This window comes from Alteribacter lacisalsi (assembly GCF_003226345.1).
In the GTDB taxonomy this organism is placed as follows: Bacteria; Bacillota; Bacilli; order Bacillales; family Salisediminibacteriaceae; genus Alteribacter; species Alteribacter lacisalsi.
The window spans coordinates 1,860,630-1,876,416 of sequence record NZ_PDOF01000001.1 but is presented as its reverse complement, the minus strand read 5'-3'; the positions used below and the strand labels follow the sequence as shown (position 1 = coordinate 1,876,416).

Annotated in this window: 15 protein-coding genes; 8 read left to right on the top strand and 7 right to left on the bottom strand. The window is 46.4% G+C overall.

Going from position 1 to position 15,787, the window contains the following annotated elements; all coding sequences use genetic code 11:
• Window positions 1-24 precede the first annotated feature (24 nt).
• On the top strand, window positions 25-753 hold the full coding sequence (sigK, locus tag CR205_RS09360) for an RNA polymerase sporulation sigma factor SigK (RefSeq protein WP_110518898.1): 729 nt from the start codon (window positions 25-27) through the stop codon (window positions 751-753).
• A 100-nt stretch (window positions 754-853) separates the two neighbouring features.
• Here the strand turns inward: sigK and CR205_RS09355 are convergent, their stop codons facing one another.
• The gene (locus CR205_RS09355) at window positions 854-2,095 is read right to left on the bottom strand and encodes a dicarboxylate/amino acid:cation symporter (RefSeq protein ID WP_110518896.1); all 1,242 of its coding nucleotides are present in this window, start codon (window positions 2,093-2,095) and stop codon (window positions 854-856) included.
• A gap of 881 nt (window positions 2,096-2,976) precedes the next feature.
• On the opposite strand from CR205_RS09355, the gene CR205_RS09350 reads away from it, so the two are divergent.
• Together CR205_RS09350 and CR205_RS09345 are read left to right on the top strand one after the other, a co-directional pair.
• Window positions 2,977-4,041, top strand: a complete 1,065-nt coding sequence (locus CR205_RS09350; protein WP_110518894.1) for a tetraprenyl-beta-curcumene synthase family protein — start codon at window positions 2,977-2,979, stop codon at window positions 4,039-4,041.
• Window positions 4,042-4,278: 237 nt separating this feature from the next.
• Window positions 4,279-5,712, top strand: a complete 1,434-nt coding sequence (locus tag CR205_RS09345) for a M20/M25/M40 family metallo-hydrolase (protein WP_110518892.1) — start codon at window positions 4,279-4,281, stop codon at window positions 5,710-5,712.
• Between the two features lie 88 nt (window positions 5,713-5,800).
• Here CR205_RS09345 and CR205_RS09340 read toward each other — a convergent pair whose 3' ends face one another.
• Window positions 5,801-6,409, bottom strand: coding sequence for a cell wall hydrolase (locus tag CR205_RS09340; protein ID WP_236634730.1), 609 nt, complete (start codon window positions 6,407-6,409; stop codon window positions 5,801-5,803).
• A 391-nt stretch (window positions 6,410-6,800) separates the two neighbouring features.
• Between CR205_RS09340 and CR205_RS09335 the strand changes: the two genes are divergently transcribed.
• Both CR205_RS09335 and CR205_RS09330 read left to right on the top strand, forming a co-directional pair.
• The gene (locus tag CR205_RS09335; protein WP_110518890.1) at window positions 6,801-7,271 is read left to right on the top strand and encodes a hypothetical protein; all 471 of its coding nucleotides are present in this window, start codon (window positions 6,801-6,803) and stop codon (window positions 7,269-7,271) included.
• Between the two features lie 74 nt (window positions 7,272-7,345).
• Window positions 7,346-10,177, top strand: a complete 2,832-nt coding sequence (locus CR205_RS09330) for a hyaluronate lyase N-terminal domain-containing protein (protein ID WP_161524729.1) — start codon at window positions 7,346-7,348, stop codon at window positions 10,175-10,177.
• 160 nt (window positions 10,178-10,337) lie between these two features.
• Here the strand turns inward: CR205_RS09330 and CR205_RS09325 are convergent, their stop codons facing one another.
• The 3 genes from CR205_RS09325 to CR205_RS09315 form a co-directional block, all read right to left on the bottom strand.
• Window positions 10,338-11,393, bottom strand: coding sequence for a YcjF family protein (locus CR205_RS09325; protein ID WP_110518886.1), 1,056 nt, complete (start codon window positions 11,391-11,393; stop codon window positions 10,338-10,340).
• A 94-nt stretch (window positions 11,394-11,487) separates the two neighbouring features.
• Window positions 11,488-11,685 carry a superinfection immunity protein gene (locus CR205_RS09320; RefSeq protein ID WP_110518884.1) on the bottom strand — a complete coding sequence of 66 codons (198 nt, stop codon included), beginning with the start codon at window positions 11,683-11,685 and terminating at the stop codon, window positions 11,488-11,490.
• A gap of 95 nt (window positions 11,686-11,780) precedes the next feature.
• Window positions 11,781-12,677: a DMT family transporter gene (locus CR205_RS09315; RefSeq protein WP_110518882.1), complete on the bottom strand. Its 897-nt coding sequence runs from the start codon at window positions 12,675-12,677 to the stop codon at window positions 11,781-11,783.
• A gap of 182 nt (window positions 12,678-12,859) precedes the next feature.
• Here CR205_RS09315 and CR205_RS09310 point away from each other — a divergent pair, with 182 nt between their 5' ends.
• The 3 genes from CR205_RS09310 (at window position 12,860) to CR205_RS20255 (ending at window position 14,531) form a co-directional block, all read left to right on the top strand.
• Window positions 12,860-13,183: an ArsR/SmtB family transcription factor gene (locus tag CR205_RS09310; protein ID WP_110518880.1), complete on the top strand. Its 324-nt coding sequence runs from the start codon at window positions 12,860-12,862 to the stop codon at window positions 13,181-13,183.
• An 83-nt stretch (window positions 13,184-13,266) separates the two neighbouring features.
• Complete coding sequence (locus CR205_RS09305) at window positions 13,267-14,133, top strand: permease (protein ID WP_110518878.1); 867 nt, start codon at window positions 13,267-13,269, stop codon at window positions 14,131-14,133.
• 227 nt (window positions 14,134-14,360) lie between these two features.
• On the top strand, window positions 14,361-14,531 hold the full coding sequence (locus CR205_RS20255; protein ID WP_161524728.1) for a hypothetical protein: 171 nt from the start codon (window positions 14,361-14,363) through the stop codon (window positions 14,529-14,531).
• 20 nt (window positions 14,532-14,551) lie between these two features.
• Here CR205_RS20255 and CR205_RS09300 read toward each other — a convergent pair whose 3' ends face one another.
• On the bottom strand, window positions 14,552-15,013 hold the full coding sequence (locus CR205_RS09300) for a hypothetical protein (RefSeq protein ID WP_110518876.1): 462 nt from the start codon (window positions 15,011-15,013) through the stop codon (window positions 14,552-14,554).
• Between the two features lie 91 nt (window positions 15,014-15,104).
• The gene (locus CR205_RS09295) at window positions 15,105-15,764 is read right to left on the bottom strand and encodes a class I SAM-dependent methyltransferase (RefSeq protein ID WP_236634729.1); all 660 of its coding nucleotides are present in this window, start codon (window positions 15,762-15,764) and stop codon (window positions 15,105-15,107) included.
• Window positions 15,765-15,787: the final 23 nt, after the last annotated feature.

Here is a 15,787-nt window from a genome sequence, read left to right as displayed (position 1 = left end):
AGTGCCCACCAAGGAGGTTTTTCCATGTCCGGAATTTTGGCAGCGGTCACCTACCTCATCAAGGAACTGTTCGTGTTCGTTTCGTTCGTGAAAAACAACGCGTTCCCTCAGCCGTTAAAAGAGGAAGAAGAACGGAAATACCTGAGGCTCATGAAAGAAGAAGGAGACCCTGACGCCAGAAACCGCCTGATCGAACACAACCTGCGGCTAGTCGCTCACATCGTGAAGAAGTTTGAGAACACAAGGGAAGACACAGAGGACCTGATCTCCATCGGGACGATCGGTCTTATCAAGGCGATTGAAAGCTACTCCTCCGGAAAAGGCACCAAACTCGCCACCTACGCTGCGCGCTGTATTGAGAATGAAATCCTCATGCACCTGCGGGCGCTGAAAAAGGTGAAAAAGGACGTCTCCCTCCAGGATCCGATTGGCACCGATAAGGAAGGGAACGAAATCACTCTCATTGACGTGCTCCAGGCAGAAACGGTGGACGTAGTGGACGCGATCCAGCTGAAGATGGAAAAGAAGCAGATTTACGAGTTCATCCACGTCCTTGACGACCGGGAAAAAGAAGTCATTGTGGGCAGGTTCGGACTTGATTTGAAAAAGGAGAAAACCCAGCGTGAGATCGCCAAGGAGCTGGGCATCTCCAGAAGCTACGTATCGCGAATTGAAAAGCGGGCCCTCATGAAACTGTTTCACGAGTTTTACCGCCATCAGAAGAATGCCCTCAAACCGAAAGAGGGGGAATAAAGAAGCGCCATCCGATAAATGATCGGATGGCGCTTTAAAATTATACAGTTTTTCAAGTAAACTGGATCGTGTCATTGTAAGAAGATATTCTGCAATTTTGTTATGAAGCCTCGGAAGCCTCTGCTTCACTTTCTTCGCGGTTTTCCTCCATTTCTGAAACCATCGCCGCACACGTAGCATCTCCGGTAATGTTAACAGCGGTACGAAGCATGTCAAGAATCCGGTCTACACCAAGAACGAGCGCAATTCCTTCAACAGGGAGACCGACAGAAGTGAGTACCATGGCCAGCATAATCATCCCGACTCCTGGCACACCGGCTGTTCCGATACTTGCAAGCGTTGCCGTCAGGATGACCGTAAGCAGATCACCAAAAGATAGATTTACCGCGTAAACCTGGGCAATAAACACCGTTGCCACTGCCTGCATTATGGCAGTACCATCCATATTAATGGTAGAACCGAGCGGCTGGACAAAGCTGCTCACAGGTTTTGAAATTTTTAAATCTTCCTGGGCTACACGCATGGATATCGGTAAAGCAGCACTGCTGCTTGATGCACTGAATGCCACCGCCATAGCCGGGATGAACGTTCTGACAAACTGGATCGGGTTCCGCTTTGCGATGAACTTCAGAACGGAGCCATAAGTGACCACAGTATGGATAAGCAGTGCTCCAATTACGGCTGCCATATACAGAAGCATCGCCTGGAGAGCCGACATTCCCAGTTCCCCTATCGCTGAAGCAATAAGTGCAAATGCCCCGAATGGAGCGAGGTACATGACGATCCTGACAAGGAACATCATGATATCGTTTCCCTGTTCCACAAGCTTCAGGACTCCAGATGTTTTATCCCCGAGCCTTGAGAGAGCAAACCCAATCAGGACGGCGAAAGCAATAATCTGAAGCATTTCCCCATCTGCCATAGCCTGGATTGGATTATCAGGAATGATGTTAAGTATGGTATCCATGATTGGCGGAGCTTCTTCCGCCTCATAGTCCGCGGTCTGTGTCTCAAAACCTCCCCCTGCACCCGGCTGAATAATATAGGCCAGTGAAAGACCGATAATTAAAGCGATTGCAGTGGTGGTTAAATAAAAGCCTACTGTTTTACCTCCAATTCGTCCGAGCTTTTTCGGATCGCTGACTCCAGCCGTCCCTAATATAATTGAAAATAATACCAGAGGCACAACAAGCATCATGATTGAATTAATAAACAACGTACCCAGAGGTGAAAAGAAATAATTGTCTACATAGACAAATGCCTCAGGGGCAAACAGATTAAACCCTATACCTGTTCCTAAACCTAGTATTAACGCAATAATAATATACTTCGTTAATTTCATATAAATCCTCCTTTTTAATAGGATACAGATAACCACTTTTATTTTAAAACTTAATTTCATCTGGTGTCCCTAGTGACAATCACTTTCTTTATGAAAAAATATGTAATGAGGTGACTGTATTCAGCTGGTAATGCCGAAAAATCACAGATTTCAGTATCAAAACGACCATCTGAAACCAAAAGAGACGTACCCAGTCCTGTTATACCGTAAAACGGACGCTCAGTAACTATAACAGACTGTTTGAAGCCTGTCAGGTACTTTTTCTTTACCTGAAACTGCATGCGGTGTTTTTCTAACTGTCAGAAAAAATACTACAAAAGAAATGGGGATTAACGGTAAATCTATCCTAGTAAAGAAAGGCGGCTATATCAATGAGTCTGTATCTTTTTTCCTTAATTTACAAGAATTCAAACCTATTTCATTTTCACACGAATTTTCCCGAAGTAAGCAGTAAATGATGTCTTACTTTGTTGAATCAGACTGGATAAATTACATTTTTTGCAGGGAGATGGCGAAAAGTATATTGCTTTACGAAATGATTCCACCTTGCAAAACCCCTACCGCAACAGCATACAGAGGCGAAAGTCTCAAATTTGTTTTCGCCATTAACTGACAGATTGATCATATTTATCAGTCTATAATTGGTCTGATCTGAAATTTTGCAGGAGGAGTAGGTAATGGTGAACGGAAGGGGGAAGAGGCGTTTATTATTTTTAGGCATTAGCAGTACTTGCAGTTTCAGCTAGATGATGCAAGCTTCCGAAACTTCATTTTCCATACTCAAAATAATGAAGAACGAAGGTGTTGCTCCAAATACTGGAATCATTTTCTGTCCATATGCACATGCTGTATGTAGAAAATCTTTATACGGGGGGATCGATGTGTCAATACCAACACGTTCGTGGACGCTATTGTTTCAGATTTATAAGAAAGTGCTTCCTGAAGTGAAGAACCAGCTTAAGGAATGGCGCTCTATTGCCGAGGAGATCCCTGACCCTGAGTTACGGTCCCAGGCTTTGATGAGTATTGATGAGAAGGCTTTTCATTGTAAAGGAGGGGCAGTTTACGCCCTGCTGGCTGGTAAGCAGAGAGGAGAAGCAATCCGCTTTATTGTGGCTTACCAGATCGCCTGTGACTACCTTGATAACCTGTGTGACCGGAGCACATCCCTGAACCCTGAGGATTTCAGAGCTATTCATGAAAGTTTGTCTGACGCACTGACACCGGGAGCACCTGCCAGGGATTACTACCGTTTTCGTAAAGAAAATGAGGACGGGGGGTATCTTAGCGCCCTTGTAAGAACGTGTCAGGAAGCGGCAGGGAAGTTCGCGGCTTACAATACTGTGCAGGAGGCGAATATTGAACTTGCTTCTTTGTATGGGGATCTGCAGGTGCACAAGCACGTGACCCCCGCGGAGCGTGTGGGACGGCTGGAAGCCTGGTTTGAAAAACACCGCAGCAAAGTGCCGGAAATGAGCTGGTATGAGTTTTCCGCCTGTGCAGGCTCCACTCTCGGTATTTTCTGCTTGACCTCCTATTCAGCAGGAAACAAAGAGCTGACTACTGCCGATGCTGAGCGCATTAAGGATGGGTACTTTCCATGGTTGCAGGGACTTCATATTATGCTGGATTATTACATTGATCAGGAAGAAGATGAACGTGAGGGAGATCTGAACTTCTGCAGCTATTATGAGAGTGAGAATAAAATGATAAGCAGGCTTGGTGAGTTCTACCGGCAGTCGGGAAGCGGGATTGAACTGCTTCCGGATAAGCGGTTTCATCGTTTTATCAGAAAAGGCCTCATTGCCATTTATCTCTCTGACGATAAGGTGAAAAAAGATCGGATTTTCCGGCAGAAAAGCAGGCAGATCCTTAAACAGGGCGGAATGGAAAGCTTGTTTTTCTACATGAACAACTGGATGTACAGGCAAAAAAGTAACACGTGATTTAATGAAATTCCCTATAATAAAACCATAGCATATTAAAGTATCGCCATCCGACGTGGGTGGCGATTTTTTGCATTCCTATGACCTGGGAATTTGATCCTATTAAAATTCATAATTTTCAGAACTACAGGTGTTTTGGACTATTGGCATCTTTATCCTTTTCTATGAAACTGGTATTGAACCGTTGTTTCGCGTCGCGAAAGGGCGGTCACCACAATTAGAGAGGATGTCAGTAGAATGAAAAAAGGATTAGCTGCTTTTCTGGTTATGCTGATGATGTTTACGGTTCCATTCAGTTTTGCCTGGAGCGGACCGGGAACGGGCGGAGCGGTTTTTGCCGAAGCTCCGGGAAAATCGGGCTCGGCTTTTGACCAGCGTATTATTAACCGTTTTAATACGGACAGAGTGCTGGAGCACATGACTCACCTTGTGGAAGAAATCGGACCGCGGGTTGCGGGAACGGAGGAAGAGGTGCTCACTGCCGAGTACATACAGGCTCAGCTTGAGAGTTTCGGATATGATGTGGAAACACAGGAATTCGGGATTCCAAACCGTGTCTCCGGAGAGCTGTTTACATCCGTTTCGGATGAGGAATTTGCCATTCGCGTAGCCCCGGGCTCAGCTGCTACCGGGGAAGAGGGAATTACAGGTCTCGTCGTTGAGGCAGGGCTTGGTTATCCTGAAGATTTCCCGGAAGAAACAGGAGGAAATATTGCTCTGATTGAAAGAGGGGGAATGACCTTCTGGGAAAAAACCGTCAATGCCCAGGAAGCAGGAGCAGCCGGTGTGATTATTTATGATAACGCTGAATCCCTTGTCCCGGTAACACCAAGTCTTGGCGGAAACCAGGCTGACGTCCCGGTTGTAGGGATCACCAAGGCTGACGGGGAGCGCCTGATCGGTGAGGGTATCACTGCCACGCTTACTCTCAGTGAACTGGCTGATCAGGTATCACCAAACGTTATTGCCGTTAAAGAGCCGAAAGGAAAACCGGCTGAGAACCCTGAGATCGTATATGTGACCGCTCACTTTGACAGCGTGCCATACTCCCCGGGAGCCAGTGATAATGCTTCTGGTACAGCTGTTGTTCTGGAACTGGCCAGAATTCTTAAAGCATTCCCTACCGAAAAAGAAGTGCGCTTCGTTTTTGTCGGAGCAGAGGAAATCGGATTGATTGGTTCCCGTTATTACGTGAGCCAGCTGTCTGAAGATGAAATCGCACGCAGTGCGGCCAACTTTAACCTGGATATGGTTGGAACGAACTGGGAGCCGGCAACTGCCCTGTATGTCAACGTGGTTGATGGTGCACCAAATCAGGTATGGCAGTCTGCAAGTGCAGCCGCCGAACGTCTTGGAAACGATTCGCTCGTCCTGTTTGCGAGAGGCGCATCGGATCATGTGGCGTTCTATGAAGCCGGAATCGACGCAGCGAACTTCATCAGACGAGAGCCGGGAACAGCCAATCTCGAGCCATGGTATCACACCCCGTTTGATACGATGGATAAAATAAGCGAGAGCCGTCTGCAGGAGGGGGGCCAGCTGATCGGGGCGGCAATCTATGATTTTGCAAGAAAGGATCATCCCGGCCGTGGCCGCTCTAATGAAGCTCCAGGCAGAACAGGCGTCCTTTTTAATGAAGACGAGCGTCTTAACATGACCCATCACCGTTAATAAAAATAGCCGTCCCAGGTGCGGGACGGCTTTTCTGCTGCAATTTTTCAATAGAACAGGCTGCCTCCAATAGGGAGCAGCCTCTTGTTTACTCAGCAAACAGGTGCTTTCCGATCCTGGTTACCGTTGATCTTGAAAAGATCCATTGGGACGTGGCAATGTCCGGGTTGTAATAATAGGTTGATCCCTGCGACGGATCCGAGCCGAGATGGGCATCCCTCACTGCTTTGTAGGCAGTCTGATTGGGGGTCAGGTAGTACTGGCCGTCATGAACGGCAGTGAAGGCGTTCCGCTGGAATACAACGCCCCTGACATCGGATGGAAAACCGGGATCTTTTATCCGGTTAAGGATCACAGCAGCAACTGCGACCTGCCCTTCATAGCTCTCTCCGCGGGCTTCTCCGTACACAACACGGGCCATAACAGAGACATTATCGGCTTTTTGCAGTGTAATCGGGCCGGCCGCTCCATCCGTCTGCAGGCTGAAATCGGCTTGAAAAGATCGGACAGCCTCTTCGGTCAAAGCGCCGTAATAACCGGTCGGGCTGACAGGGAGGTAGCCCAGATGAAAGAGGGTTTCCTGAAGTTCTGTAACCTGTTCACCGCTGCTGCCCTCCTGAAGAACAGAGGCCTTTGTGTCAGCTGGTAAAAATAGTACCGCAAAAGTAAAAATAAAAAAGATCAAAAATGGTTTCAATGCAGATCCGCTCCTCTGGACTCGTCTATTGTATTCCTTGCGGGTCTTTTTAACCCATTTAGGGAGAATACGACATTCTTTTCCCTGTTCCTTCACGGTGAAACAGGATGAAACAAGGTAGATGGAATAGGCCCTGACCTAAATCCGGGAACGTGATCCATTCGGCGGTATCAGAGCGGATGCAATGAGGCTTTTTAACATGAAATTCGCACCGTGAACGGAGGGAAAAGCTCATTCCTTTAGGGCAGGGTCTATTTTTTTCCCACATCGCATGTTTTCAGTCCCGTTGACATATAAGTCTGTAGTTGAGATTTCATAGGTCAATGGACACAGGAGAGAGGAGTCTGGAAAAGCAGCAGTTCCTGAAAAAAGTAATAGAAGGAGGATCAATGTGCCTTTACCGGATCCGGAACGAAAACAGCGGCAGATTGATATTTTGTGGCGTTCGCTTTCCGACAATGAACTACTCCCGGAGCAGCTGGACACGAATGCTTCATCAGTTATTCCGGCAATAAATGAACTGTTTGCTTCAATTCAGGAAAACATCGTGATCAGGAATGATTTCATTGAAGGTTTTAACCATCACGTTGGGAATATGGAGCAGGACTCAGAGGATTGGAACAATATTATGGAAATTGACCGTAATCTTATTCGGGCGGTTTACAAAATCCATCTCAGTCAGATGATGCTTGAAAATACCTTACAGTCGATGGCGGCAAGAATTTCTGCTCTTGAAGATGGAACGGCAGCGCCGAAAATAATCGATGGAGGTTCGTTTACTACTGAAGAGTTCTGCAGAGTATTAGATGGGGGAAGTTTTGTGACAGAACAGGATTGTATTGCTGATGGGGGAGAATTTTAGATTAGGCCGCATTATCCCGGCAATCAGTTTAAAGAGAATCATGCGTTTTGAGCAAACAGGGAGGGAACCTGCAAGTGAAAAAGATTTTAATCAGGAGAGGCCTGAAAGCTGATCTGCCTGAGCTATCTGAGGGGGAGCTCGGTTTCTGCACGGATACAAAAGAAGTGTTTATCGGGTCGGATGAAGGGAATATTCCGCTACCCTCAATGGATAACGGCGGATATGAATATGATGATACCGCTATCTTTGAAGCGCTGGAAATGAAGTCGGAAATCGGACATGGTCATTACCTGAATGAAATATATGATGTGGACACATCTGAAAAGTCAGATGGTGACACACTCCGCTATGACGCTGAATCGGGCAGATTCTCAGCGGTTCCTCTCCCGGCAGCTGTGTCCCATTTAGAAGAGCTGGCTGATGTGGATTTCTCCGTTCCCCCTGCAGAGCATAACGTTCTCTCCTTTGAGGGTGGAACCTGGAAAGCAAAGGCGGCCCCGCAGGCAGGTCAGGAATTTTCTTCTACTTATCTGGTAGAGCTCGATCGATGGGGAATTACTCAGGGATCCTTTGGAAAACCTCCCTATTCGGAGGCGGAGTGGGAAACAGCGTTTAACAATCTGAACGGGTTTAATGAAGCACTTGAGTGGGCGAGTGAAAAAAACTATACCCGGGTTGTCGTTCCAAAGGGCACTTACAGCTTCTGTTATACCAATCTGAACGGGGGCGAGTTTCAGTACACCGTTCAGACGAATCCGATCCGCCTCCACAGCAACATGACCTTTGACCTGAACGCCTCAACTTTTGAAGTAATGTTCGATTCAGAAAATAAAAACCCGTATGATTTAAGTCAGAATATGGAGCCGTGGAGGCTGCCCGGAGACTTGATCGCTGTTCTGGGCTGCTACAACGCCCATGTTACGAATGGAACACTGATTGGTGACATTCCGAACAGAAGTTTTTCAGACGGAGGAAGCGGCTTTAATTCCGAACGGGGAATGGAGCAGACATACGGCATCCGTTTTGACAGGGGCTCCGAGTTCTGTTCGGCTGAAAATATTGACGTATCCCAATTCATGGGGGATGGCATTACGCTTGGTGCCTATCCGGGAGGGCCGTCCTGGCTGATCACCCAGAGTCTTGACCGGAGAGGCTATCCGGGGTTTATGAATACAAACGGCCAGATCGAGAGCAGGCCAGGAGCGTATATTACGAATCCAATTCCGCTTAACCCTGAACATCACAAATTAATTCAGATGAGAACGTATGGCGGCTACACAAGGATTCCGCGAGTCGAGCATACGCGGTTTGAGTACCTGTTTTTTGACAGCAGTGACAACCTGATCCGCCGTCAGAGTGCAATTTACCTTCAGACTGTTGTTAAGCCTTTTAACGCTTCTTACGTCCGGCTGCAGTTTGTGGGGGAAACGCCGGGACTTGATAACATTAACATCAGTTATCATCTTTCCACGCCTCAGATCAGCTATATTCATATTGAGAATTGCAAAATTTATAATAACCATCGGGGCGGCATCAGCGGCGGGGCTGATTTTACGTCGATTGAAAAGTGTAAGATCTTCCATAACGGTGAGGACTCGAGCAATGGTACTCCGATTTTCCCGGACTCCACCCGCTACCAGATTAATTTTGAGGACAGCTACAGCAACAGAGTTTCCATAAGAGACTGCCAGATATTTTCCGGTTTTCACAGTCTTCTTCTCGGTGCTCATCATATTGAGGTCACAGGGTGTATATTCTCCGGAGTTGGAAACATTCACATTTACAACAATGCAGCGACCGTGATCAGCAATAACTTTTTTAACGGTTCCGGCCCCCTTTCCCTGATGAATTCCATGACTGCCCAGAGGCGGAATATCCTTGTAACGAACAATGTGGCCGTTGGCTCCCATTCCTTCACAACGAGAGAACGGGACCGGGTGAGGATTATCGGCAATACCTTTATTACTGACAGTTTTAATGCCAGAGGGAATGTTGAACTTGTTCATAACTATTACGAATCCATTTCCGGCAACGAGCTGAGGGGCCATACGAATCCTACGCTCGATGTAACCGAAATGAAAGACAATACGTTCGTTAATTTCAGATCAACCAATGGAGAATGGCGTTTCAGTGTTGGCATTAGGGAAGGTCAGGACGATAAAGTCATGACAGGCAACCGTTTTATTAACTGTTCCTTCATAAGTGTGAACACCACAAATCACATGAAATTTACCGACACGGAATTTATTGACTGCATTATGGATTATCACCACAGCAACCGGGCACGTGATGCTTCCATTACTTTTGAGCGATGCCTGCTTGAGAATCCGAGGATGAGGGCGGGGACCGGATTTCAGCACAACACCAGGGATGGGGATGTGGTCTGTCGGTTCTACTATACAGACAGTAAGGTCGTTTTCCGTGAAGACTATCCTTATGACGAATATATCAGATCGACAGATAATATCGGTCAGCCTCAAATGGATGAAGGTGTCCGGGTAAGAGAGTATGAGCTGTATTTAAACAATACTAAGATAGAGAAAAATACCGAAAGAAATGTCACGTTTTTCAGAAATACGGTAGACAGACTTCAGCCGCACAGAGTGTTCGTGAAAGATTGTGACTTCAATGTAGGCGACCCATCCGCTTTCCGGATGATACGTGATGTTTCCGAAACACATTCAGAGAACGTCCTCGTCCTGAACAATTGCAGAGGATACAGGCCGCCGGTCATCAACTTTATGATCTTTGAGGAGTTCTCTGAGAGTGTGATCCCGGTATCACCTTCCCCTCCTGTGTATATGACTGTGATCAAAGGTTCTATGTGGTTTAACGAAGACCAGAACAAACTCTATATCTGGAACGGGGAGCAGTGGATCAGCGCGTTGGGAGAACCCCTTGAATAGAAATAAACAAAGGACCTGCTCGGCTGAGAGGTAAATCAGAAAAAAGGTATAACCGAGAATGGTGACGGTCTGTGTCTCGTGAGAGATGTGCGTAAATCCCGTTAAATAAAATTAGAGGCTGACAAAAAGGCGGAAACCACCCTTTATGTCAGCCTCTTACTTATTTTGGCGGTGTCTGATCTTTAACCTTTGGTTCTTCATAGTATTTCGGGATGAGAGACATAATCGTATCCACGTCCACATCCAAATCATGCTCATACGCATACTTAACCGCAAATCCAAGTGCCACAGTCAGTGACCCGGCAACGCCTGCTGCTGTAATACTGCCGGCGACGGGAACGACTTTAACTGCCTGACGGAACGTCGTTCTCCCGATATTGCCGACTACGGTTGCAATGGCGAGCTCTTTTGCGCGGCGTTTACTGATCGGCTTGTCATAAAGTTTACCGAGGCGGACCATCATCGTCACCTGAATCCCGGTGATCGGTACAATATCAGAACCCGGGATTGGAGAAAGCCCGACTGTACCGGCAGCTCCCCCGGCGGCGTAGATCCACTTGTTGGCAACAGGGGATTTATCTCTCAGATGTCGTGCAAAGAGAAGATCTTTACCATTTTTTTTTAACATATCCAGAATTTCTTCCCGCAGTTCCTGCACGTTCGTGCCTTCCTTGGAGGAGATCGGAATCACAGGCAGGTTTGTGGCTGTGTGACGTTTCACGTACTGAACGAGACCGTCCACTTCCGACTCATCTACGGCGTCAATTTTATTAAGCACAAAAATAATATTGTTATTTTTCCGCTTCAGTTTTTTAAACACTTTCATTTCCCCGTCCGAAAGTACAGTTCCTGCGGCATTCAGGAAGAAAAGAATCACATCGGCCTGTCTGAAAAATTTCATTGTCTGCTCGGAATTTTTTTTGATAACGTCATCAAGTCCAGGGGTGTCCACAAACACAATTTTTTCAGTGTAATAATAGCGTCCGACTTCGATTGTCTGACCCGGTTCCGGGGCGACAGAGGCAAGCTCGTCCTCCATTAGAGCATTTACGGTTGAGGATTTTCCTGTATTGATATCACCCACAAGGGCAAATGTGATTTCCTTTTCCAGCTGATCGTTGACCGATTCAACTTCTTCGTCAAAAGCTTCTTCGGCTGCGTCTCTAATCTGTTTTTCCAGTTCATCGGACAATTGTTCTGTATTTTGATCCTGCATCAATCCCACCGTCCTTTCTGTATATTAAATTAATACCACCAGAAGGTGCGGGACAAACAAAAACCCCCTCAGAACCGAGGAGGAAGTGTGAACCTTATCCGGCTGTTTCCCGTTTGTCAGTGAACGCCCAGACAAGCGCGATCACCCAGCCGATAAACGTCCAGCCGAGCAGAATATTCATAATGGCAACCGCCGCAACGTTGTCCTTTTCCCGGGAAACAGCAATGATGACAGGCAGAAAATAAAAGACGGTGGCAAGAATAAATACAAGTACGAGAATGAAGCCTTCCATGATGTGATCAGCCCCTCGTTTGATGAAGTAAAAAGTCCCTTTCTCATTGTAAAGCTATGCGAATGAGGACTTTTGTATGACCACACGGAAAGCCGTTAGACGGTTTTCTTCAAGGGGACCGTGCCTGCTTGTTTTTTACGTGTTGACTGGGTTGTGAGCATCACTCCGACAATAACCACAGCTGAACCTGCAATCTGCATGACTGTGATCGTTTCATTAAGTAAAGCCCAGGCGCCGATCATTGTAAATACAGGAAGGAGATTCAGACATACCGAGGCTTTGGAAGGCCCTATAAGATCAACAGCACGGTTATAGCATACAAGAGCGATAAATGAAGGAAAGATACCGAGGTAGAGTAATGCCACTGAGTGACTTCCTGCATCAAAGGCAGGGATTCCGGTGATGACCCATTCGCCAAGCATCATTGGAAATAATATGGCAAGAGAAAGGCCGGTCATGACGAGAAGCGCACCGAATGGGGGAAACAAATGCATGTATTTTTTTACCGCAATGGAATAGGCAGCCCATGTTAAAATAGCCCCGATCATGAGACTATCGCCTCTATTCCAGTCAAAACCTGTTAGGGCAGACGGTTGTCCGTTCATGACAACCCAGACAGCACCGCCGAAAGAAATCGCAATGCCTGTCCACTGAATTAGCCGGAGTCTTTCTTTCAGTAAAAGGGCACTTAAAATAACCGTTACCACAGGAATGACGGTTTCAAGAACGGCTACATTTGTTGTGCTCGTAAACTGGAGAGAGGCGTAGATGAACGTATTAAAGAACGCAATTCCAGTTAAAGAAAGAACCAGCAGGGGACCGATATGGTTTCGAAATGCGCTCCGGTGACGCCAGGCAGCGCGAATGCCAATAGGAAGAAGGATTAAAAAAGCAATAAGCAGCCGGATATAAGCAATTGTTACCGGTGGAAGATCGTTGATGGCCTTTCCAACCAGAATGTTGCCGGCGTAAAGGAGTACAGCAATAATCATTAACAGATACGGAAAAATAACGAATCACCTCAGAATGGTCCATTTTAACCACCGTATCATGAAAAGGGATATAAAACATTTAAAATAAATCAAAAAAAATTGATATTTATATTGACACTGGAAAAAGAAGGGCATATACTGATTTTAAATCAAAAAAAATTGATGAATTGGAGCTGATCAGTTTGAAGCTGAACATACCTTTACTTACAGCCGGTAAAAGTACTGATTTTGCCGAGTATGAGAAACGCTTTAAAGCACTTGCCGATCAGAAACGGCTGCACCTTTTATCATTACTCTGCCGGCAGGGATCGTCCTGCGTTTGTGATTTGACAGAACTGCTGGACCTGCCTCAGTCAAAGCTTTCCTATCATCTGAAGATTCTCCTGGATGCAGATCTGATTCTCCGGGAAAAAAGAGGAACGTGGAATTACTATTCAATTAACACAGAAGTCATTGACCACTTGCTCTCAGAAGAGCTGTGCTGCCTTTTCCGCCCGGCCAGATAGCGCCGGGATTACTTAAGCACAATAAATCAAATTTTGTTGATTTATAAATCAAAAATAATTGATTTTAGGGAGAGTGACGATTGATGATGATGGAAACGGTACAGAGTTTTTTATTCATTGCCCTGAAACTTACCGTACTTTTCGTCGGGGTCTCATTTGTTTTAAATGTACTCCAGGTTTTTATCCCCTACCGTAAAATGGAGGGTTGGCTGAAGGAAACACCACCTGTTATTGGCGGAACAATTGCTCTTCTGTTTGCTTTTCTAACTCCATTTTGTTCATGCTCAACCATTCCGGTTGTCGTGAATCTGCTTCGCAATCAGGTGCGCTTTGGGATTGTCATGGTGTTTCTGTTTGCATCACCCGTACTCGACCCAACCATTCTCACTATAATGGCAGTGATTATGGGCTGGGAAGTGGCAGTCATCTACACGATTGTGACTGCATCCCTTTCCCTTCTGATTGGTCTGTCACTGGAAGCATTCGGATTTGAACGTTCTTTAATGAAGGTGGTGATGAAAGGGTACGAGGAGGAGGAAAAATCGTTTTCCCTGTCCCGGGCGTGGCATGAAACACTTGTACTGATGAAAAACGTATATCCGTATTTGATTATTGGAGCAGGGATTGGCGCGTTCATTCACGGTGTGGTTCCTTCCGAGTGGATCAGTATGTATTTAGGCGGCGATCAGTGGTGGATCATCCCTCTGGCGGCGGCAGCAGGTATTCCTCTGTATATCCGCCTCTCCAGTATGATTCCCATATCCCAGGTGCTCATCGTAAACGGGATGGCAGCTGGACCTGTCATGGCCATGATGATCAGCTCGGCCGGAGCCAGTCTTCCTGAACTGGTACTTTTAAAAACAATCTTCAAAAAGGAACTGATCGTGGTGTTTGTTTTGTCTGTACTGAGCATGTCAACTTCTGCGGGACTGATATTTTACTTTATTTAAGAGGGTGAGTTCATGATGAAAAAATGGTTTTCAAAAAAAGACGGTATGAAAAAGCAATCGTGCTGTAAAATTGAGATCATAGAAGTAACAAAAGAAAAAAAACACCAGTACGAAAAGTAAATAAGAACCACGCTGCTGTTCTGCTTAATTGGCAGGACAGTTCTTCATTCAACCCATCTTCTCATGTATGTTAAAATGAACAGATCAATGTTCAGGGAGAGGTTGAGTTGAAGCGCATTGTTTTTTACATCATTGTGTCCGTTCTGTTGGTAATCAACAGTATTCTGGCATTTATTGAGGGGCGGGACCATACATGGCTGTGGTTTGCTGCTGCTGTTTTTGCCGTGGCAAGCACCACCTATACAGTGAAAATGGAACGAAGCGGGAAAGAAGAGTAACCATGCGGCCTGCCACATGGTTACGTTTTTTCATGCTGTCTTGTTTTGTTTACATATATGCCGATTAGAACAACAGCCCCAACCCCTGCGAGTATCAGCAGGAATGGAATGGCACCAATCACCACATTCATCCAGTGAAACGGAGCGCTGTCCCTGAATTCTGCCACAAGCAGCCTGCTTTCATCGTCCTGTACGACAATGGCTTCCCGCTCTGACACGCCATCAATGGAAAAGTAGGGCGTTCCTCTGGGATAAGCGTTTGACGCGTTGCCGTAGTAACTGCCTGTATTTTCATTAGCCTGAGTGCGTACAGAGCCGATCTGGCCGGCCACTTCCTCAGGAGCCAGTTCCTCCTCTGTTACTTCGTATACCTTCCCGTCCCACACTACAAAATCATATGCCCATGAGAGGGCATGGACAGGTGAAGCGAGAAGAAGAGCTAATAAAAATGACAGGATAACTGCTGGAAATTTCCTATTCATAATGTACCACCTGTGTTAGATCTATTTGTACTTTCAGATTACCATATTGCATTGCAGAAATTGGCGGCAGAAAAACGGTTAATTCTATGGTTTATTTTCTACAGACCGCCAGCCCAAGCGGATAGTGAACCCCGTCGCGCTTTGTGCTCTCAATTACCACACCATTTTGGAAAAAGAATGACACGTCTTCGAAACCGTACTCCGGTTGGTGAAAAAGAGAAACGAACTCCGCTTCCGTAAGCTGATGATAGTGGTATTCCTGGCCGCATGGAATACCGCGTCCTTCTCCAAAAGGCGTGGATATTACCAGTGTTCCACCGGGATTTAGGAGGTCACTCATTCGGCTGAGAAAGGCCCGATCGTCCGGCACATGTTCCATTGTTTCGAACGAAAGAATGGTATCAAAGGTGCCGATCTCTGTCTTCAGGTCAGGATCCAGCGCATCGCCGGTCCGGAATTTAAGCAGCGGGTGATAGTAATGCTTGATGGCGTAGTCAATCGTTTTTGCGCATATATCAACCCCAAACATTTCGGTAATCACATTCTTTCTTGCTTTTGCCAGAAACTGCGACCCGTACCCGGTGCCGCACGCAATATCGAGTACCCTGCCTCTTACATAAGGGGCACAGAAATGATAGCGGGCCATATGTTCCAGAAGCAGCCCGTTCAATGGTTTCATGACTTCGGGAATGACCCGTTCACCTGTATCCTTTAACACACTCATCACCGCGATCTCTAAAAGTAAGTACATCGTACCTGAAATCCGGTACATGT